We start from the raw sequence: 19,313 nt of genomic DNA on the forward strand, positions 1-19,313 counted from the left end.
CTTTAGTTTTGTTAACCCTGGATAGTTACGAACAGGGGATCAAAAATCTGCTATAATATAGCAAAATAGTTTATCAATAACAAATAAACTTTCTAAAGGAGTTAAAATGCGTTTTGCTCATGTAATGTTGCGAGTTAAAGATTTAGATAAGTCCATAGATTTTTATACAAATATATTGGGTATGACTGTTCAAAAGAAAATGGATAATTCAGAGTATAAATATACTTTAGCATTTCTTGGTTATGGTGATATTTCAGATCATACTGTGTTGGAGTTGACATATAACTGGGGCGATCATGTGTATGATCATGGTAATGCTTTTGGTCACCTATGTATGCAGGTAGATGATGTCTATAAGGCATGTGAAGATGTCAAAGCAAAAGGCGGTATTGTAACTCGTGAAGCTGGTCCTGTAAAAGGTGGTACTCAAGTTATAGCATTTATAAAAGATCCAGATGGTTATCAGATAGAGCTTATCGATTAATGAATAAAGACAAGTTAAATATATTAGTAATAAGAGGCTATTATAGTAAAGGTGATAGTGTTGAGCATATTGATATTGATGGTATCAAAGCTAAGATAACAACAGTAGCTTTAGGCCGACCAGTATTTGTAAAGCGTAAGCTCAAGAGAATTATTAATAAATATAAGATTAGTGTTGATAATTATGATCTTATCTATGCAATATCCATGTCTGCCGGGATTTCATCGTTAATTGATGAAGCCTTGTATCAAAGACTTCACTTAATTACGCCGTTTTTTATTCATCATAAAACAATGAGAGTCCTAGGTAAGATTAAGATTAGAAAGATGTTAGGAGCATATCTGTTATTATTGTTTAATGGCAAGCTTGGAAAATTTCATGAAGCAATAAAGGTTACCTTGGCTGAGCATGATAATGTCGTTGATAATAAATTCTTTGAAAGTACTTGGGGGAATGTTGGTTTAATCAAAGGAATAGATCATACCCTTACCAAAGAAGTTATTGAAGATATTATCAGAAAAGATATTGAGAATTTAAGAAAAGAAGTTTTTGGTGGAGAAGTCTGTTAGCTATTATGCTTTATAGGCAATAACTCTTAATCGGACATAATCTGCATACCACTTATCATCTTTATACAGATTTGGTTTAGCAATTTTTTCAGCATATTCTAAGAATTCATTAGTATTAGTTACTTTATTTAATAAATTCTTTCTAAAAGTCATAGTCCAGTTTCTAAAGCCATCATGACCTTCTAATAGTGTAGGTCTTTCAAATAGGATGGCATATTTAACTAAAAAGCCATTACTTTCAAGTAGAGAAGTATACTCTGAAATACTCGGATAAAAATTCTCAAGAGCATAGTCTTGGATAGCATATTTTTGAGATGCTTTATCTAGACTTGCTAATAGATTTTTTATATTTCCTTTACCGCCCATCTCCAAAACAAATCTACCATTTTTCTTCAAAATTTTGTTTACATTTTTTATGACAGCTGTTGGCTTTAGCATCCAATGTAATGCAGCATTTGAAAAAACAGCATCAAAACTCTCTAAGTCAAATGGTAAGTCCTGTTGAGCATCTGCTTGTATAAATTCTATATCTGGATAGTTTTTCTTGGCTTGATTTAACATCTGATTTGATACATCAATACCAACTATGCTAGATCCTTCTAGTTTTATTTTATTAGTGAGTTCACCCGTACCACATCCAATATCTAAAATTTTCTCATCTTTTTGAGGGCTTAGAAGCTCAACAATTTCATTGCCATATTCTGTGACAAACTTACCTATTGAGTTATATGATTTTGGTTCCCATAAATTATTATTACTCATGGTTTGTTAACCTCTTGATATAGTTGAATGATGAAATAACCAGTATATAAGTAATCCCCATATACCAAAGACTAATCCAACAAGTATCCAAATATTTTTTGGTAGAATTATCGTAGTAAGTCTTCTGTCTAAGACTTTAGGAATGTCTTTTGCTATACCTAAACCACAAAAAATGTGAATTAGAACTGTAAAAGCTGTAATAATAGGAAGTGAGTTATTAATTAAAGTTACTGAAATAGTATTTATATCCATGTACAAAAAACCTTTAAAATACAATTTTTGAATGTGCTTTTGAACTGTAGGTATTCATATAATGTTCAGCTACTATTTCTAAGACTTCATCAATACTGTCAACAAGAGTTAGAAGACTCACGTCTTCTTTACTAACCACGCCTTTTTGTACTAAGGTAGTTTTTATCCATTCCATTAATCCTCCCCAGAAATCTTTACCATAGAGGATAATTGGCATTTTGACTTTTTTACCTGTTTGTATCAGAGTTGTAATATCAAAAAGCTCATCTAGAGTACCAAAGCCACCGGGCATGACTATATATGACATAGAATGTTTGATAAACATTGCTTTACGCGTAAAGAAGTATCTGTAAATCAAAAAGACATCTTGATAGCTATTAGGTTTTTGCTCGTGAGGTAGTGTTATATTCAAGCCTATACTTGAGCAAGATCCCTGTTGAGCACCTTTGTTTCCCGCTTCCATAATACCAGGGCCACCACCTGTGATAACAGCAAAACCGTGATTTGACAAAGATTTAGCTAGTTCAACAGTATCTTTGTAGTATTTATCATCTTCAGAAATCCTTGCTGAACCAAATATACTAATTGCTGGAGATATCTTATCTAATCTCTCATATCCTTCAACAAGTTCAGATGAGATTTTCATAATATCCCAGCTTGCTTTAGCTTTATCAAAACCCATTTCGCTAGATGGTGCAGAGACTATTTTTTTTTCTTTCCAATGCATGAGTAATCACCTTAAAATTAAGCTAGTGTTTTATATTACTATTAATTATAATTATATCTATTAGCTTGGGATATTGCTATACAGCTTATGCTGGTTGTAATTAATCAAGCAAGGTTTTAATTTAATCTACTAAAGGAGATATTAAATGGGTTTTTTAGCAGGAAAGAAGATACTAGTTACTGGTCTGTTAAGCAATAAATCAATCGCTTATGGTATTGCAAAAGCTCTTCATAGAGAAGGTGCAGAACTTGCATTTACTTATGTTGGTCAATTCAAAGAAAGAGTTGAAAAATTAAGTGAAGAGTTTAATCCAGCTGCAGTTTTACCTTGTGATGTAACTTCTGATCAAGAGATGAAAGACTTGTTTGTTGAGCTAGGTAAAGTTTGGGATGGTCTAGATGGACTTATTCACTCTATCGCTTTTGCTCCACGTGATCAGTTAGGTGGTGATTTTATAGATACTGTTACTCGTGAAGGTTTCGCTATTGCTCATGATATCAGTGCTTACTCTTTTGCTGCATTAGCTAGAGAAGGCCGTGCGATGATGAAAGGAAGAAATGCTTCTATCGTAGGTCTTACATATATTGGTGCTGAAAAAGCTATGCCTAGTTATAATACTATGGGTGTTGCTAAGGCATCTTTAGAAGCTACTATGAGATATACAGCTCTTGCATTAGGTCCAGAGGGAATTAATGTAAACTGTGTTTCTGCTGGTCCAATCAAAACTTTGGCAGCTTCAGGTATTTCTAATTTCAAAAAGATGTTAGATTATAATGCTACAGTATCACCACTTAAGAAAAACGTTGATATTATGGAAGTTGGTAACACAGTTGCATTCTTATGTTCTGATATGGCTTCTGGTATTACAGGCGAAAATATCCACGTTGATGCTGGTTACCATAGTGTTTTAATGGGTAATGTTCTTTAATTCTTTTAAATTAGCCTAATCCAATTTTATCTGATTTAATTTCACACATCTCATATAATAAAAATTGATATATTTTATAAAAATTATTAGTTTTAACTATTTATATTAATCATTGATAATAACCTTACAAAATCAAATCTATAAAGGTTATTTATGAAAAAAAGAGCTTTTAACTTTGTGTTTGCTTCAATGTGTGCTTTTGGAGTATCTCAAGGTGTTGCACAAACAAATCCACAGTGTTTAGATAAGTCTTTCACCTTACAGCTTCTTGGTTCTGGTGGACCAATTACAGATGATGCTAGAGCATCTGCAGGTGAATTGATATGGATTGATGGTAAATCTAAAATTCTGATTGATGCTGGTGGTGGTACATATCTTAGATTTGGTCAATCAGGAGCTAGATTAGAAGATTTAGACTCAATCAATATGACTCATTTCCATGCGGATCATTCAGCAGATATTCCAGCGATATTAAAAGGAGCATATTTCTCCAAAAGAACAGAGAATCTTCCATTCTCAGGCCCTACACATTCAGGTCTTTTCCCAAGTGCGACGGACTTCCTTCAGAGAGTATTTGGAAAAGAGCATGGTGCTTTTGCATATTTACATGGAATACTTACGGGTACAGATGGTTTCCCTTTTAAGCTTGATCCTGTAACAAATGTTGATTATACAAAATTAGAACCAACTAAGGTCTTTTCAAATGATGAATTTACTGTTTGGGCTTTAGGTATTCCTAAAGGTGATGTTCCAACTTTGGCATATAAGATTGTGTCTAAGAAAGGTACTATCGTTGTAACTGGTGCTGGTGGTAGTAATGAGCATGATAAATTTAGAGACGCGTTTATTAAATTTGCAAAAAATGCAGATATTCTAATGATGCCGATGCCAATTGATGAAAGTGCTGATGCAGCAGGTAGTTTCTTACATGCTAAACCATCAGTCATTGGACAAGTTGCTGCAGCAGTTAATCCAAAAGCATTAGTTTTAAGTCATTTCTTAGGTAAAGGTTTGGTACTTAAAGACGAGTCAACAAAGATAGTTAAAAAGTATTATAAAGGACCTGTTTATGAAGGTCGAGATTTAGCATGTTTCCCAGTTAATGGAGTTAAATAGGAGAGTTTAATATGAAAAAAATACCTTTAACAATTGCTTTAACAGCTTCTATGTCGTTTGGTATTGCTTTAGCAGAAGAAGCAAAAGCACCAGTTACACAGGTTCAGGATTCATCTGAGAGTAGTCCAATAGCTCAAGGTGAAGGTAAATGTGCTAGCGGTAAATGTGGCTCGCTTAAAAAATTTGGTGTAGTTGATGTTGATGCTGATGAGCAAGATGGAAAACTTGTCAGGGCAAGAGATGGTAACTGTGGTACAAAAGTGTGTAAAAGTTATGGTAAGCAAGATAAAAAAGAGATAGCGCAGTTGGGTAAATGCTCTAATGGAGTTTGTGGACAATGATCGGTAAATGTCAAGGCATAGGTCTAAGATCTGAACATCAATCAATATTATCAACACAAAAAGTTGATGGAATTGATTTTCTTGAGCTTTCTCCAGAAAATTGGATGGGTTTAGGAGGGTTTAAGCAAGACTACCTTGACAAGGTTGCTAGTATTTATCCTATCATAGCTCATGGTTTGAGCTTATCAATAGGTGGATTTCAGCCGCTTAATAAGAAATTCCTGAATGAAATTAGAGCATTCTTAGATGATTACAATATTGAGATATATAGTGATCATTTATGTTTTTCTGATGATGAAAAAGGATATTTGTATGATCTTTTGCCAGTCCCTAGAGAGAAAGAAAATATTTCTTATATTTGCAATCGCATAGAGCAGGTTCAAGAGATTATAAAAAGACCTCTTACATTAGAAAATATCTCATATTATTACCAATATGATAATGATATGAATGAGCTAGATTTTATCAATGAGATTTTACAGAGAAGTGGTGCGAAAATGCTTCTTGATATAAATAATGTTTATGTTAATGGACATAATCACAACTATGATGTTTATGAATTTATAAAAAGTATAAATAAAGGTAGCGTCAATTATTACCATATTGCAGGTCACTATAAAAAAGATGATTTTATTTTAGATACTCATGGCAAAGATGTAATACAGGAAGTAAAGGAGCTAGCTAAGTTTGCTGTAGAGCAACATGGTTGGCACCCAATGTTACTTGAACGCGATCATTTTGTACCAAAGCTTGATGATCTAGTGAATGAGTTAAATAGCATAACAAATGTTATAGAGGGAAAAATATGAATATATCAGAATCTATAAAAACTAAAATGCAAAACTTTACTCATGCTATTCGTTATGATAATTCAAGTGATGAGAAGGTACAGATGTATCGTGAATTTATCGTTGGGAATGTCTTAAGTGTTTTAGAAAATACTTTTCCTTACTTTAATAAACATGCTTCTCAAGAGATTAAAGATAAGATTTTAAAAGTTTTTTTTGAGGATAATATATCATCTGAGCCAGCATTTCATCAAATAGCTACAGAGATACTAAAATCTTCAAAGTCTGTAGAAATGAATGAAAAATTATCTAAGTTAATAGAGTTTGAGTGGTTACTTTTCTCTATAGAAATAGATGAATCTAAAGTTTTTGAGAATATAGAAATTACTAAAGATCTAAGTTTTAAAGACATTCGAAATATAAAAGAAAATCCAACATTAACTTTTATACTACTTCCTTTTGATATAAATGATTTGGATGAGGAAATAAGCATAGATAAAAATATTATGTATGCACTTTATCGCAATACAAACCATAGAACTTCATATCAAAGATTAACACCATTAGAATTTGCAGTTCTAAGTTCTGTGTTAGAAAAGGGTGTAAGCACTTTTGATTTAGAAGATTTTCAACAAATAGACAATAAATATAAAGAACGGTTGATTAAGAGTTTAGCCTCTTGGCATAACCAAAATATGATAATTTTATCTATATAAGGAGCAATTTATGATAAATAGAATGTATGATGTGTATTATAGAACTATTACTAAATTTCAGTCCATTGATTTTTTACTGTTATTAAGTATTAGACTCTACTTAGTACCTACAATGTTTGTGGGAGCAAGGTCAAAAATTGAAGGATTTAGTACAACTGTTGCTTGGTTTGGAGCTCCTGCTTCTCAAGGTGGCTTGGGAATGCCTTTTCCAGAAGTAATGGCATTTCTAGCAACAGGAACAGAACTTCTTGGTTGTATATGTATTGCTTTAGGTTTATTTACTAGAATTATTTCAATTCCTATGATGTTTGTAATGGGAGTTGCTGGTGCTATGGTACATTGGGCTCATGGCTGGCCAGCGATCGCAGATAAAACAGCAGAATCTACGCAGAGACTAAATGATCTATTTGTATGGCTATCACAGAATTTCCCAGATAGATATAACTATGTTACTGCGCTAGGTGATCCAGTAATGCTTAATGGTGGTATGGAATTCTCTGTTACATACTTTATTATGTTATTTACATTATTCTTATACGGTGGTGGAAGATACGTAAGTGCTGACCATTGGCTGAAGAAGATTTTTATAAAGAAATAATTTTAAATATCGTCAATTTAATATCTAGTATTATTTCCTCGAAAGAGGGGGTTTCTTAACTAGTTAAGAGCTCACTATGTAAGCACAGGGATGGTAATTTTTATGAGAAAATTTACTATTTACAGTGCTGAAATATAGTTAAATCAAAAAACTTATACTATTATCTAAGCCCTAACTTAACTAGGTCATGCATGGTTATTATACCTTCTACATTATTTTTACCATCAACTACAGCTAAACTGGTAATTTCAAATCTCTCCATTTCCTCGAGAGCTGATATAGCCATTTCATCACTTGACACAGTTTTAGGGTTTTTGCTCATAACTTCACTGATTGTCTTCTGAGAATTGAAGCTCTCGGCTTCAAACATTCTTCTTAAGTCACCATCAGTAAATATACCTAAGAGTTTGTTATCTTCAACAACTAATGTACTACCTATTCCTTTATCACTTATTTCTAGAATTGCTTTGCGTAGATTATCTGTTGATTCAACTTTAGGTATTTCATTATCTTTACGCATAATATTTTCTACTTTTAATATCAGCTTTCTACCAAGAGCGCCACTTGGATGAGAAAATGCAAAATCTCTAGCGGAGAAATTCTTAGCTTTAAGTAAAGCGATTGCTAAAGCGTCTCCTAAAACCAATGTGGCAGTTGTACTAGATGTTGGAGCAAGATTAAGAGGGCAGGCTTCTTTATTAACACCTAAATCAAGTGTTACATCACTGTTTTTTGCCATTAATGAGTTCTTGTTACTTGTAATAGATATTACTGGTATACCGAGGTGTTTAATCATTGGCATGATTCCCATAATCTCACTGGAATTACCAGAGTTAGATATAGCAACTACAACATCCTTATCTGTAATCATACCAAAATCACCATGACCAGCTTCACCAGGATGGACAAAGAAAGCAGGAGTTCCAGTACTAGCAAGAGTTGCTGCAATCTTTTTACCAATTTGTCCGGATTTACCCATACCGGTTATAATTACTCTACCTTGTTTATTATTTAGAATAATGTCGCAAGCTTTCTTAAAGTCATCACCTATAGAATCTTTTAACTTTTCTAAAGCTTGTATTTCAAGTTCAAATGTTCGTTGAGCATTTTGAATATGATCCATATGATTCTCTTTCCTTATCTATTATAAAAAGCGTTTATTAGCATTAGATATTATAGTTTTTGAGATTTATTAGCTCAAATATTTTTTATTGTTATGTTAAAATTATTTTTAATTTTTATATATTTAGACAAATAGTAATGAGAAAATTCCAGATTAATCCATCGATATTATCTGCAGATTTAGCAAGATTAGGAGATGATGTCCAAGCAGTTTTAGAAGCAGGTGCTGATAATATTCACTTTGATGTGATGGATAATCATTATGTACCTAATCTTACATTTGGTCCGATGGTTCTCAAGGCTTTGAGAGATTATGGTATTTCAGCTGGTATGGATGTTCATCTTATGGTTAAGCCTGTGGATGCATTGATTGAGAGTTTTGCCAATGCTGGTGCTAGCAGTATAGTATTTCATCCAGAAGCTAGTGAGCATATAGATAGAAGCTTACAACTAATCAAATCTTTTGGTATAGATGCTGGTCTTGCTTTGAATCCAGCGACAGGGATAGATTGTCTAAAGTATGTTGAAAGTCATATTGATAGAGTGCTTATCATGTCTGTAAATCCAGGCTTTGGAGGACAAAAGTTCATACCAGCAATGCTAGATAAAGCTAAAGAAGTCTCTCAGTGGATTAAATCAACTGGCAGAGATATTCTACTAGAGATAGATGGTGGCGTTAACCCTAATAATATTGCAGATATTGCAACTTGTGGAGTTGATGCTTTTGTGGCTGGGTCAGCTATTTTTAACTCAGATAGCTACAAACAAACTATTGATAAGATGAGAGATGAACTCAAGAAAATTTAGTCTATCAGTATTTATGCTTAAAACTATAGAGCTTATATTATCTGTAATAGTTGTTTTATTAAGCTACTTTATACCACTACATATTTTTGACTATAATATTAGCAATTTTAGTAGCTTTAATTTTTTAGCCTCATTTATAGCTATTGTAGCATTATTAATTTTTCTTGTTGCAGAATATACCAATGGTGAGAAGACTTCAAAATCAAGAAATATACTAAAAGTATTATTATGCTCATTTACACTAGCAATAGTGATTACTTCTTTAGCATTTTTTCTAAGAGGTTTTGCTTTTCCTCGTAGTGTAATTATTTTAGGTCTTATCATACAGATTACAATATTGTCATTATTGCGTATCTATTTTAGAAAACTAATGAGAAAAACTATTTATAATAATATATTAGTCATAGGTCAAGATAATGAGCAGGATTGGCTATTTGATAAAGCAATGTGCTCAAAGTTGCCTAACGAAATGATTAATGGCTACTTAAGTATAGATGTTAAGGGTTTGAAGCTAGCTGAAATTATCAAAAGTTATACAAAGGTTTTTGTTTCAGATAAAGCTTTGAAGTTACTTGATGATAATGATTTATCACTTTTAAGTCAGTGTAATGTTGAGATGGTGATTATTCCGCGAAAATATGAAATATCTGTGTGGGGAGCTGTTCTTGTGCCCCTTGGTGATAGTCTTGCAATGAGTATCAAAAACTTTGGTTTATCTTATGAAGCTAAAATTATAAAAAGAATTTTTGATATTGTCTTTAGTTTAGCTGTTATTAGTTTGACCGTACCAATAATGCTTATAACGGCTTTGGCAATCTATATCGAAGATAAAAGCTCTCCTTTTTTTGTCCAAGAAAGAGTTACTAGGAATGGTAAAAAATTTAAGTTAATAAAATTTCGTAGTATGAAAGTAGATGCAGAGACCCAAACTGGAGCTATATGGGCAAGTAATAGTGATTATAGGATTACAAAGGTTGGAAAAATAATTCGTCCTATATGGTTAGATGAATTGCCACAGTTTTTTAATGTATTAAAAGGAGATATGTCAATAGTAGGGCCAAGACCTGAAAGACAAGAGTTAATTGATCAATTTACAAAAGAGACCCCTGAGTTTTTATATAGAACTAAAGTTAAAGCTGGAATTACAGGATATGCTCAAGTATTGACAAGTTATGCAACTTTGCCGGAAAATAAGCTTAAGCTCGATCTTGTATATATTAGAAGATGGAGTTTTGTTTTTGATTTACTTATTATTATCGAGACAGTTAGAGTTATTTTTATGAAGATTTTTAGTATATTTTTATCAAAAAAAGAGATTGTAGATAGTAAAGCATTAAATCAAATAGATACAAATTATATAGAGTATAAATATGAGTAAAAAAATATTAGTAACTGGTGGTACGGGATACATAGGCAGTCATACAGTTGTTGAGCTTCTTGATAGAGGATATCAAGTTGTAGTGGTTGATAATCTTTTAAATAGCAAGCTATCTGTAGTTGATAGAGTCAAGACAATCACAAGCAAAAATTTTGATTTTTATGAGATAGATCTTTTAGACAAAGATAAGTCACAAAAAGTCTTTCAAGAACATAATATAGATGCGGTAATTCACTTTGCAGGTCTCAAAGCTGTCGGTGAGAGTGTACAGAAGCCTTTAGCTTATTATCATAATAATCTATTAAGTACACTAAACTTACTTGAGTTAATGCAAGAGTACCAAGTTTATAATTTTGTATTTAGTTCATCAGCGACTGTATATGGTATGTCTAATATACCACCATTTGCAGAGGATCTACCTCTTAGTACAACTAATCCTTATGGCGCGACTAAGCTAATTATAGAAAATATCCTAGCAGATCTACAAAAGGCTGATAATAACTTTAATATCACGTGTCTTAGATATTTCAATCCTGTAGGTGCTCATAGTAGTGGTATGATTGGCGAAGATCCTCAAGGTATCCCAAATAACCTAATGCCTTTTGTTGGGCAAGTTGGCTCTGGTAAATTATCCAAACTTAGTATATTTGGTGGTGATTATGACACTCGAGATGGTACTTGTATTAGAGACTATATCCATGTCGTAGATTTGGCGATAGGGCATATATTAGCACTTGAGCATGTCTCAAAAACTAATCCTGATTGGCGAGCATATAATTTAGGTTCAGGTAATGGTTGTAGCGTATTAGAGATTGTCACAGCGTATGAGAAAGCTTTAGGTAAAAAGATTCCATATCAAATAGTTGATAGAAGAGCTGGTGATATTGCAGAGATGTATGCAAATGTTACAAAGGCAAAACAAGAACTTGGTTTTGAAACAAAAAAAACTATAGATGATATATGTGTTGATATTGTTAGATGGCAGAACTATTCTAAAGAGAATGATATCTAAAAAATGAAGATCTTACATGTATTTAAGTCATTTTATCCGTATACCTATGGTGGTATAGAGAAGTTCATTCATGAGCTGTCAGTTGCTATGGCTAAAAAGTATAATTTAGATATACATATTCTAGCTATGGGTAAAGAGAATCGAACTATATATAAAGATTTTTATACATTACATTTTGCTAAAACTAATCTAAATATTGCATCGACTACTTTTTCATTATCGGCAATTAAGAAATTCAAAAAATTAGCTAAGCAAGTTGATATTATCCATTATCATTTCCCATATCCATATGCTGATTTGTTGCAGGCTATTTGTAGACCAAATAAGCCATATATAATCACATATCACTCAGATATTATCAAGCAAAAAAGATTGATGATGTTATATAAGTCTTTAATGAAAAGATTTCTTAATGGTGCAAAATATATTTTACCAACATCTCCTAATTATCTTGAGAGTAGTGAAATACTCAAACAAGTTAAAGCTTGTAAAAGAGTTATTCCAATGAGTTTGAATAAATCAGATTATAATATTGATGAGGAAAACTATTTATATTGGAAAAATAATATTGATGTCAAAAAATTCTTCATCTATATTGGAGGCCTGAGGTATTATAAGGGCTTAGACGTCTTGATCGATGCTATGAAAGAGCAAGATTATCCACTTGTTATGGTTGGCGATGGAGATCAAAGGGAGTTGCTTGAGCAAAAAGTTAAGCAAAATAATCTACAAAATGTAAAATTTGTTGGTGCATTAGATGATAAAGATAAATTATCATTACTAAAATTAAGTTATGCTTTGGTGTTACCATCAAATATAAGAACAGAAGCCTTTGGGTTAGTTCTGCTAGAGGCAAGCATGTTTGCTAAACCAATGATAACTTGTGAAATTGGCACAGGTACAACTTTTGTAAATATTGATAAACAAACAGGATTAGTAGCAAAGCCAAATGATAGTCAAGATCTAGCTAACAAACTCAAAGAGCTTTGGCAAGATAAACAAAAAGCTGAAGAATATGGTAAAAATGCTAAAGCTAGATTTGATGATATCTTTAGTCTAGAAAAAATGGTTGAAAGTTATAAATCAGCTTATGATGAAGTGATAGATAGTGGTGTGAAATGAAGCAATTTTTTAGATATTTCTTCGGTATTTTAGATACCACTCAGAAAAAAAGGTTTTTTTTATATCTTGTTCTATTATTTTTAGGTTCTACATCTTCTATGCTAGGTGTTGGAGCTGTTATTCCTTTTGTGAGTGTGTTAGTTAATCCAAATCAGTTTGATAATATACATTTTCTGAGTGGTTTTAGCCATTTTCAAATAGTGCTTATAAGCATAGCTTTATTGATCTTAGCTTTTTGGATAAAGAATATAATTGGTGTGGTATTATTTTGGTTTCAAACCAAATTTTTAAACTCTATAGTTCTTAGTATTCAAAAAAAGCTATTTAAACTATATATATCGATGGATTATGAATCTCATTTAACTAGAAGTACACCAACACTTATACGTAATATAAACGCGGAAACTAATCAGTTATCTAATGGAGTTATTAATCCCTTGGGTATATTAATGACTGATTTATTTTCATGTATTTTTATAGTTGCTTTATTGTTATACATAAATTTTTTGTTTAGCTTTTTTACTTTGCTAATTTTAGGAGTTTCTTTATTTATCTTCATGTTAAGAATAAAAGGAATTTTAACTAAATACGGTAAGCAAAGAGCAGAAGCTTGGAAAAGCATGACTCAAACAACTATGAATGGTTTATCAGGGATAAAGGAAATAAAACTTTATAATAAAGAAAAAGTATTTATAAATGAGTTTGATGAAAAGGCGGCCATGCTTAATAGATCATTACAATTTAATCAAATATTTCAAATTCTACCAAGATTTTTTATAGAGGCTATAGCGATTACCTTTGTTTTGGTTACTTTGTTAGCTTTAATAGCCTTTGGTGAGTCGACAAATTCGATTTTTATATTATTATCTGTATTTGGGGTTGCTGCAACACAGCTACTACCAGCACTTAATAGGATTATGCAAGCGATAACCAGTATCAGATACTCTCTTCCAGCTTTAAAAGTAATATATGAAGAGTTAGGCAAATATCAAAGCTATTCAGATAGTGTAGAAGATAATTTTAACTTGGATATAAAGTTTGAAAAAAATATCTGCTTAGATAATGTTAGTTATAGCTATCGTGATGGTACTCAAGCTCTAAAAGATATTTCTGTAACTATAGAAAAGGGTAAAAAAACAGCTTTTATAGGTCCTTCAGGTTCTGGTAAAAGTACTTTAGTTGATTTGCTAATGGGATTTTATATCCCACAAAGTGGCAGTATTTACATAGATAATAAACAAGTAACATACAGCAACAATAATCCAAGGCCACTGAGCAGAGTCGAAGTGCCGATTGAAAAAAATGAGCAGACAAGTAGTGTTCAAGCTTTACAAAAGTTATTTGCATATATTCCGCAACAAATTATACTCTATGATACATCTATCAAAGAGAATATTGCTTTTGGTGAGCCAAAGACAAGTATAGATGAAACTAAGGTTTGGAAGTGTTTAGAGATGGCGCAACTTGATGATTTCGTTAGTAATTTAAACAAACGTTTAGATACTTTTGTTGGCGAAAATGGTATTAGACTATCAGGTGGTCAACGCCAACGACTTGGCATAGCTAGGGCACTATACCAAAATCCACAAATATTAGTGATGGATGAAGCAACATCAGCTTTAGATACTGAAACAGAAAAAGAGGTCACAAATGTGATAAAAGAGTTAAAGGATATAACTATAATAACAATAGCTCATAGACTTTCTACTATAGAGGGGTATGACAAGATTTATAGCTTAGATGATGGGATTATTAACTAAAAATGATATTGCATATAGGGGTCAATGAGGGTAAATTTTTGCCTCCTTTTTACTCTTTCTTAAAAGAGCATTTTAATATTGACGATCACAAATTTTATTTGTTTGGCGATGATAAAGGCTTTGAAAATAAAGAAAAGGTAGTTTTTTTAAATAGTAAAAGGCAAGTTATCTCTTTAATTGCTGTAATGAATAAAGCAGATAAAATTATTTTACATGGACTTTTTTCACCAAGAATTGATCAACTTCTTTTTATGCAACCATGGTTATATAAAAAATGTTATTGGGTAATGTGGGGAGGAGACTTTTATTTCCCAGAGAAACAGAGTTTTTTAAGAGGAAGAGTTATAAGAAAAATTCGTAATCTAATGACATATATTTATGGTGATTATTTACTTGTGAAAAAATGGTATGGTGCAAAAGGTAAATACAATGAATGTTTAGTTTATCCTAGTAATCTCTATAAAAAATGTGATGTTGAAGATAGAAAAGATGACTTAAGCACAGTTAATATACAACTAGGGAATTCTGCGACTGAAACAAATGATCATTTAGATGTTTTAGAAAAGCTTTATAAATATAAAAATGAGAATATAAAAATATTTTGTCCATTATCATATGGTGATGATCAATATGCTATACGAGTTATAAGCAGAGGAAAAGAGCTTTTTGGAGAAAAGTTTGAAGCACTTACAGAATTTTTGCCTTTTGATAAATACTTAAGCTTTTTATCAAAAATAGATATAGGAATATTTGCAAATAATCGTCAGCAAGCTATGGGGAATATTATTACATTATTGGGATTGGGAAAAAAAATTTATATAACTAATAATACGACTCAATGGCAATTATTTAATGATTTAGGAATTAAAATATTTGATGTTAATGAAATAAATATTAACGTTATAAATAATAAAATAAAAAAAGAGAATCAAATAAGGGTAAAAGCATATTTTTCTAAGAAAAACTACATAAAGCAACTACGGAATTTATTTAAGGATTAATATGGCATACTATACAGAGGAACAGTTAGGCAAGTTAGGTTTTAAGTATGTTGGTAAAAATGTAAAAATTAGTGATAAGGCAAGTATCTATAATCATGATCAAATCGAAGTGGGAGATAATTCAAGAATAGATGATTTTTGTGTTATCTCAGGAAAATTACAAATTGGTAAAAATGTTCATATAACACCTCAATGTTTAATTGCCGGTGGAGTCGAAGGGATTATTTTCGAGGATTTTACTACAGTTGCTTACGGAGTTAAAATTTTCACACAATCAGATGATTACAGTGGAAAAACCATGACAAACTCAACTATTCCTAAAATTTACAAAAAAGAATTATTTTCTAAAGTAATATTGAAAAAACATACAATTATTGGGGCTGGCTCTACAATTATGCCAGGTGTCGTTTTAAACGAAGGTACTTCTGTTGGAGCTATGAGCCTAATTAATAAATCAACCGAAGCTTGGGCAATATATATAGGATGTCCAGCAAGAAAATTAAAAAACAGAAAAAAAGATTTGTTAGAGCTTGAAAAAAAATATATTGAAATTGAGAAATTATCATGATCAAATTTAATACTCCATATCAGTTTGATAATTTGTTCAAACAAATAGAAACATGTGGTGATAATAAATACACTAAATTATGTCATAAATGGTTTGAAGCTAAGTTTAAATGCAAAAAAGCTCTATTAACTACATCATGCACTCATGCTTTAGAGATGGCGGCTATATTGCTTGATATAAAAGAAGGCGATGAAATAATTATGCCCTCATATACCTTTGTATCGACAGCAAATGCATTTGTATTGCGAGGTGCGAAGATAGTGTTTGTTGATATTCGTCCAGATACCATGAATATAGATGAAACAAAAATAGAAGCTGCTATTACATCAAAAACTAAAGTTATTGTTCCAGTTCATTATGCAGGTATTGCATGTGATATGGATAGTATTATGACAATTGCTAAAAAACATAATCTCTTTGTTGTTGAAGATGCTGCTCAGGGTGTTATGTCTAGCTATAAAGGGCAGGCATTAGGCACTATAGGTGATATAGGTTGTTATAGTTTTCATGAAACAAAAAATTACTCCATGGGTGAGGGTGGAGCAATTATTATTAATAATGAAAAATTTATAGAAAGAGCAGAGATAATTAGAGAAAAAGGTACAAATAGAACACAATTCTTTAGAGGTGAAGTTGATAAATATACTTGGGTTGATATAGGGTCATCATATTTACCAAGTGATATTTTAGCTTATTATCTATATACCCAATTACTAATAGCCGATAAGATTAATAATCAACGTCTTGCATTGTGGGATAGATATTATAATGGATTAAAACCTCTCCTAGATAAAGGATTCGTAGATTTGCCAATTGTTCCTAGAGGCTGTAAACATAATGGACATATGTTTTATATAAAGTTAAGTAATTTAAATGAAAGATCTTTATTTTTAAAATATTTAAAAGAAAATTCTATATTAGGAGTTTTTCATTATATTCCATTACATTCATCTATAGCGGGTAAAAAATATGGTAATTTTTTTGGAGATGATATATTTACAACATCTGAAAGTGAAAAAATAGTTAGGTTGCCTATGTATTTTGATTTGAGTTTTGAAAATACCGATTTTGTTATAAATGTTGTGAAAAGCTATTTTATGAAAAATAGTGTAAAACATACTAATAGAAGCCTATGTATGGCTTTTGATAATTTAGATAGAAGTTAGTTGGCGGCATCTCAATGTTAATTATGTGATTGTGAGAAAGAAATGAAAATAACAATAGTAGGCTTAGGCTATGTGGGTCTGAGTAATGGTATTTTACTAGCACAAAATAATAAAATTTGTCTTCTAGATGTAGATCAAGCCAAAGTTGACTTACTTAATAATAAAATATCACCAATAAAAGATGAGTATATAGAGCAGTATTTACAAGAAAAGGAGCTTAACTATATAGCGACTACTGATAAGCGTATAGCCTATAAAGATGCTGAATATATTGTTATATCTGTACCTACAGATTATGATGATATTACAGATACTTTTGATGTTTCTATTCTGAAAGCTGTTATCAAAGATTGTATAGAGATATCGCTAAACTCCACTATTATAATTAAATCAACAGTTCCAATAGGGTTTACAAGCTTATTAAAGCGGGAGTTAGGTGTAAGTAATATTATATTCTCACCAGAGTTTCTTAGAGAAGGTAAAGCACTATACGATAATCTTTATCCTAGTAGGATTATAATAGGAGAGAAGTCAAAAGCTGCAGAGAGTTTTGCTAGGATGTTAGAAAAAGGAGCATTAAAAAAAGATGTTCCAATTTTGTATATGGATTCTACAGAAGCAGAGGCTGTGAAGCTTTTTGCTAATACCTACTTAGCAATGCGAGTAGCATATTTTAACGAGCTTGATACCTATGCTGAACCACATAATTTGAATACTCAAGATATTATCAAAGGAGTATGTTTAGATCCTAGAATAGGCGATTACTATAATAATCCTAGTTTTGGTTACGGAGGTTATTGTTTACCTAAAGATACAAAGCAATTAAAAGCAAATTATTTAAACATACCTAATAATTTAATTAGTGCGATCGTACAGTCTAATGAAACACGCAAAGACTTTATTACACAACAAATATTAGATAAAAAACCAAATGTTGTCGGTATATATAGATTAGTAATGAAAGAGGGAAGTGATAATTTTAGAAAGTCCGCAGTTTTTGATATTATTGATAAGTTAGTTAAATCTAATATTAAAGTCATAGTATATGAGCCAATACTAGATTCTGATGATAATAACTTTGTTAATGTAGATTGTTTAAAGACTTTTAAAAGTCTTTGTGATTTAATTATCACTAACAGAAATGATAAAAATTTACTTGATGTAGAGCATAAAGTCTACACAAGAGATTTATTTCAATGTGACTAAGTTTTAAATAATGAAGAATAACCCTTTAGTAACAGTATATATCCCCTCATATAATAGAATAGAGCTATTGAAAAGAGCAGTTAATTCAGTTAGAGAACAGACTTATCAGAATATTGAGTTAATAGTTGTTGATGATTGTTCAACAGATGAAACAATATCTTATCTTAAAGCTCTTTCAGAAACCGATGCTAGAGTTAGGTTTTTTCAAAATCAGAAAAATAGTGGTGCTTGTGTATCTAGAAATAAAGCAATTATTGAAGCTAAGGGAGAGTATATCACTGGTTTAGATGATGATGATTATTTTCTAGAGTCAAGAATTGCTGATTTTGTTGAATATTGGCAAGAAAATATAAATGATAAAAACGTGGTTTGTCTATTTGCTGAAAGGTTTTATTTAAAAAATTCTGGAATATCATCTCCTTCAAATATGCCCACTGTGGTTGATAAAAGGTCTATAATGCATACAAACTATATTGGTAATCAAATTTTTACTAGAGTTGAAAATCTAAGAAATAATCTCTTTGATATCAAATTAAAAATGTGGCAAGACTTTGATTGTTGGTATAGGCTTTTAGATAATAATAAAATTGGATTAAATATAAAAAAAGCAAACTATATTGTTGACATTAGTCATCCTCATGAAAGAATAACAACAGCTAAATTTAAGAAAGCATATCAAACCTATAAATATTTTGTAAAGAAATATAATTTAGGTAAAGAAAAATCTGAGATCTTAAAGTCACACCTGTATGATTATAATAGAGAATTTCTCACCTTAAGCAAGGTATTTAAAATGCTTTTTATACATAGGAATTGCAGGGTTTTCTATATTCTTTTTAGAAAGTATTGTAGTTTTTTACTACGTAAATACAGAGTGATTAAGGAATAGC

At 31.2% G+C, this 19,313-nt stretch carries 22 protein-coding genes; 18 read left to right on the forward strand and 4 right to left on the reverse strand.

Going from position 1 to position 19,313, the window contains the following annotated elements; translation table 11 throughout:
• Positions 1 to 106 precede the first annotated feature (106 nt).
• Entirely contained in the window at positions 107 to 484 is a 378-nt protein-coding gene (gene gloA, locus ACKTR7_RS08735) for a lactoylglutathione lyase (RefSeq protein ID WP_044526492.1), read from the forward strand.
• A complete protein-coding gene (locus ACKTR7_RS08740; protein ID WP_044526491.1) occupies positions 484 to 1,053 on the forward strand; it encodes a hypothetical protein in 570 nt (189 codons plus the stop codon). Before gloA ends, ACKTR7_RS08740 begins: the two co-directional genes overlap by 1 nt.
• Before the next feature lie 3 nt (positions 1,054 to 1,056).
• Here ACKTR7_RS08740 and ACKTR7_RS08745 read toward each other — a convergent pair whose 3' ends face one another.
• Genes ACKTR7_RS08745 through ACKTR7_RS08755 form a run of 3 tightly spaced genes read right to left on the reverse strand, consistent with a single transcriptional unit; the run spans position 1,057 to position 2,794 of the window.
• Complete coding sequence (locus ACKTR7_RS08745) at positions 1,057 to 1,815, reverse strand: class I SAM-dependent methyltransferase (protein ID WP_407877944.1); 759 nt, start codon at positions 1,813 to 1,815, stop codon at positions 1,057 to 1,059.
• A 6-nt stretch (positions 1,816 to 1,821) separates the two neighbouring features.
• On the reverse strand, positions 1,822 to 2,067 hold the full coding sequence (locus tag ACKTR7_RS08750; protein WP_012280797.1) for a hypothetical protein: 246 nt from the start codon (positions 2,065 to 2,067) through the stop codon (positions 1,822 to 1,824).
• Positions 2,068 to 2,080: 13 nt separating this feature from the next.
• The gene (locus tag ACKTR7_RS08755; RefSeq protein ID WP_044526489.1) at positions 2,081 to 2,794 is read right to left on the reverse strand and encodes an LOG family protein; all 714 of its coding nucleotides are present in this window, start codon (positions 2,792 to 2,794) and stop codon (positions 2,081 to 2,083) included.
• A gap of 145 nt (positions 2,795 to 2,939) precedes the next feature.
• Between ACKTR7_RS08755 and ACKTR7_RS08760 the strand changes: the two genes are divergently transcribed.
• The 6 genes from ACKTR7_RS08760 (at position 2,940) to ACKTR7_RS08785 (ending at position 7,281) form a co-directional block, all read left to right on the forward strand.
• The gene (locus tag ACKTR7_RS08760; RefSeq protein ID WP_044526488.1) at positions 2,940 to 3,722 is read left to right on the forward strand and encodes an enoyl-ACP reductase FabI; all 783 of its coding nucleotides are present in this window, start codon (positions 2,940 to 2,942) and stop codon (positions 3,720 to 3,722) included.
• A gap of 153 nt (positions 3,723 to 3,875) precedes the next feature.
• Complete coding sequence (locus ACKTR7_RS08765) at positions 3,876 to 4,838, forward strand: MBL fold metallo-hydrolase (protein WP_407877945.1); 963 nt, start codon at positions 3,876 to 3,878, stop codon at positions 4,836 to 4,838.
• Positions 4,839 to 4,849: 11 nt separating this feature from the next.
• Positions 4,850 to 5,179, forward strand: a complete 330-nt coding sequence (locus tag ACKTR7_RS08770) for a hypothetical protein (protein WP_407877946.1) — start codon at positions 4,850 to 4,852, stop codon at positions 5,177 to 5,179.
• Complete coding sequence (locus ACKTR7_RS08775; protein WP_407877947.1) at positions 5,176 to 5,988, forward strand: DUF692 domain-containing protein; 813 nt, start codon at positions 5,176 to 5,178, stop codon at positions 5,986 to 5,988. The genes ACKTR7_RS08770 and ACKTR7_RS08775 overlap by 4 nt, the downstream gene beginning before the upstream one ends.
• The gene (locus ACKTR7_RS08780; protein ID WP_407877948.1) at positions 5,985 to 6,683 is read left to right on the forward strand and encodes an HvfC/BufC family peptide modification chaperone; all 699 of its coding nucleotides are present in this window, start codon (positions 5,985 to 5,987) and stop codon (positions 6,681 to 6,683) included. Before ACKTR7_RS08775 ends, ACKTR7_RS08780 begins: the two co-directional genes overlap by 4 nt.
• A 10-nt stretch (positions 6,684 to 6,693) precedes the next feature.
• The gene (locus tag ACKTR7_RS08785; protein WP_407877949.1) at positions 6,694 to 7,281 is read left to right on the forward strand and encodes an HvfX family Cu-binding RiPP maturation protein; all 588 of its coding nucleotides are present in this window, start codon (positions 6,694 to 6,696) and stop codon (positions 7,279 to 7,281) included.
• 160 nt (positions 7,282 to 7,441) lie between these two features.
• Here ACKTR7_RS08785 and ACKTR7_RS08790 read toward each other — a convergent pair whose 3' ends face one another.
• On the reverse strand, positions 7,442 to 8,404 hold the full coding sequence (locus tag ACKTR7_RS08790; RefSeq protein ID WP_407877950.1) for a KpsF/GutQ family sugar-phosphate isomerase: 963 nt from the start codon (positions 8,402 to 8,404) through the stop codon (positions 7,442 to 7,444).
• 137 nt (positions 8,405 to 8,541) lie between these two features.
• On the opposite strand from ACKTR7_RS08790, the gene rpe reads away from it, so the two are divergent.
• From rpe to ACKTR7_RS08840, 10 genes are read left to right on the forward strand one after another with little or no spacing between them, the layout of a single operon-like run.
• Positions 8,542 to 9,210 carry a ribulose-phosphate 3-epimerase gene (gene rpe / locus ACKTR7_RS08795; RefSeq protein ID WP_407877951.1) on the forward strand — a complete coding sequence of 223 codons (669 nt, stop codon included), beginning with the start codon at positions 8,542 to 8,544 and terminating at the stop codon, positions 9,208 to 9,210.
• Complete coding sequence (locus ACKTR7_RS08800; protein WP_407877952.1) at positions 9,191 to 10,588, forward strand: sugar transferase; 1,398 nt, start codon at positions 9,191 to 9,193, stop codon at positions 10,586 to 10,588. The genes rpe and ACKTR7_RS08800 overlap by 20 nt, the downstream gene beginning before the upstream one ends.
• Entirely contained in the window at positions 10,581 to 11,600 is a 1,020-nt protein-coding gene (galE, locus tag ACKTR7_RS08805) for a UDP-glucose 4-epimerase GalE (RefSeq protein ID WP_407877953.1), read from the forward strand. The genes ACKTR7_RS08800 and galE overlap by 8 nt, the downstream gene beginning before the upstream one ends.
• 3 nt (positions 11,601 to 11,603) lie before the next feature.
• Positions 11,604 to 12,722, forward strand: coding sequence for a glycosyltransferase family 4 protein (locus tag ACKTR7_RS08810; protein ID WP_407877954.1), 1,119 nt, complete (start codon positions 11,604 to 11,606; stop codon positions 12,720 to 12,722).
• The gene (locus ACKTR7_RS08815; protein WP_407877955.1) at positions 12,719 to 14,482 is read left to right on the forward strand and encodes an ABC transporter ATP-binding protein; all 1,764 of its coding nucleotides are present in this window, start codon (positions 12,719 to 12,721) and stop codon (positions 14,480 to 14,482) included. The genes ACKTR7_RS08810 and ACKTR7_RS08815 overlap by 4 nt, the downstream gene beginning before the upstream one ends.
• Positions 14,483 to 14,484: 2 nt before the next feature.
• Positions 14,485 to 15,483, forward strand: coding sequence for a TDP-N-acetylfucosamine:lipid II N-acetylfucosaminyltransferase (locus ACKTR7_RS08820; protein WP_407877956.1), 999 nt, complete (start codon positions 14,485 to 14,487; stop codon positions 15,481 to 15,483).
• Position 15,484: 1 nt separating this feature from the next.
• Positions 15,485 to 16,051, forward strand: coding sequence for an acyltransferase (locus ACKTR7_RS08825; protein WP_407877957.1), 567 nt, complete (start codon positions 15,485 to 15,487; stop codon positions 16,049 to 16,051).
• Positions 16,048 to 17,217, forward strand: a complete 1,170-nt coding sequence (gene rffA / locus ACKTR7_RS08830; protein ID WP_407877958.1) for a dTDP-4-amino-4,6-dideoxygalactose transaminase — start codon at positions 16,048 to 16,050, stop codon at positions 17,215 to 17,217. The genes ACKTR7_RS08825 and rffA overlap by 4 nt, the downstream gene beginning before the upstream one ends.
• Positions 17,218 to 17,259: 42 nt before the next feature.
• Positions 17,260 to 18,423, forward strand: a complete 1,164-nt coding sequence (locus ACKTR7_RS08835) for a nucleotide sugar dehydrogenase (protein ID WP_407877959.1) — start codon at positions 17,260 to 17,262, stop codon at positions 18,421 to 18,423.
• A gap of 10 nt (positions 18,424 to 18,433) precedes the next feature.
• Positions 18,434 to 19,312 (forward strand): glycosyltransferase, encoded by an 879-nt coding sequence (locus ACKTR7_RS08840; RefSeq protein ID WP_407877960.1) that lies wholly within the window; start codon positions 18,434 to 18,436, stop codon positions 19,310 to 19,312.
• The last annotated feature ends 1 nt before the right edge of the window (position 19,313 follow it).

The organism is Francisella sciaenopsi (genome assembly GCF_045862875.1).
GTDB lineage: Bacteria > Pseudomonadota > Gammaproteobacteria > Francisellales > Francisellaceae > Francisella > Francisella sciaenopsi.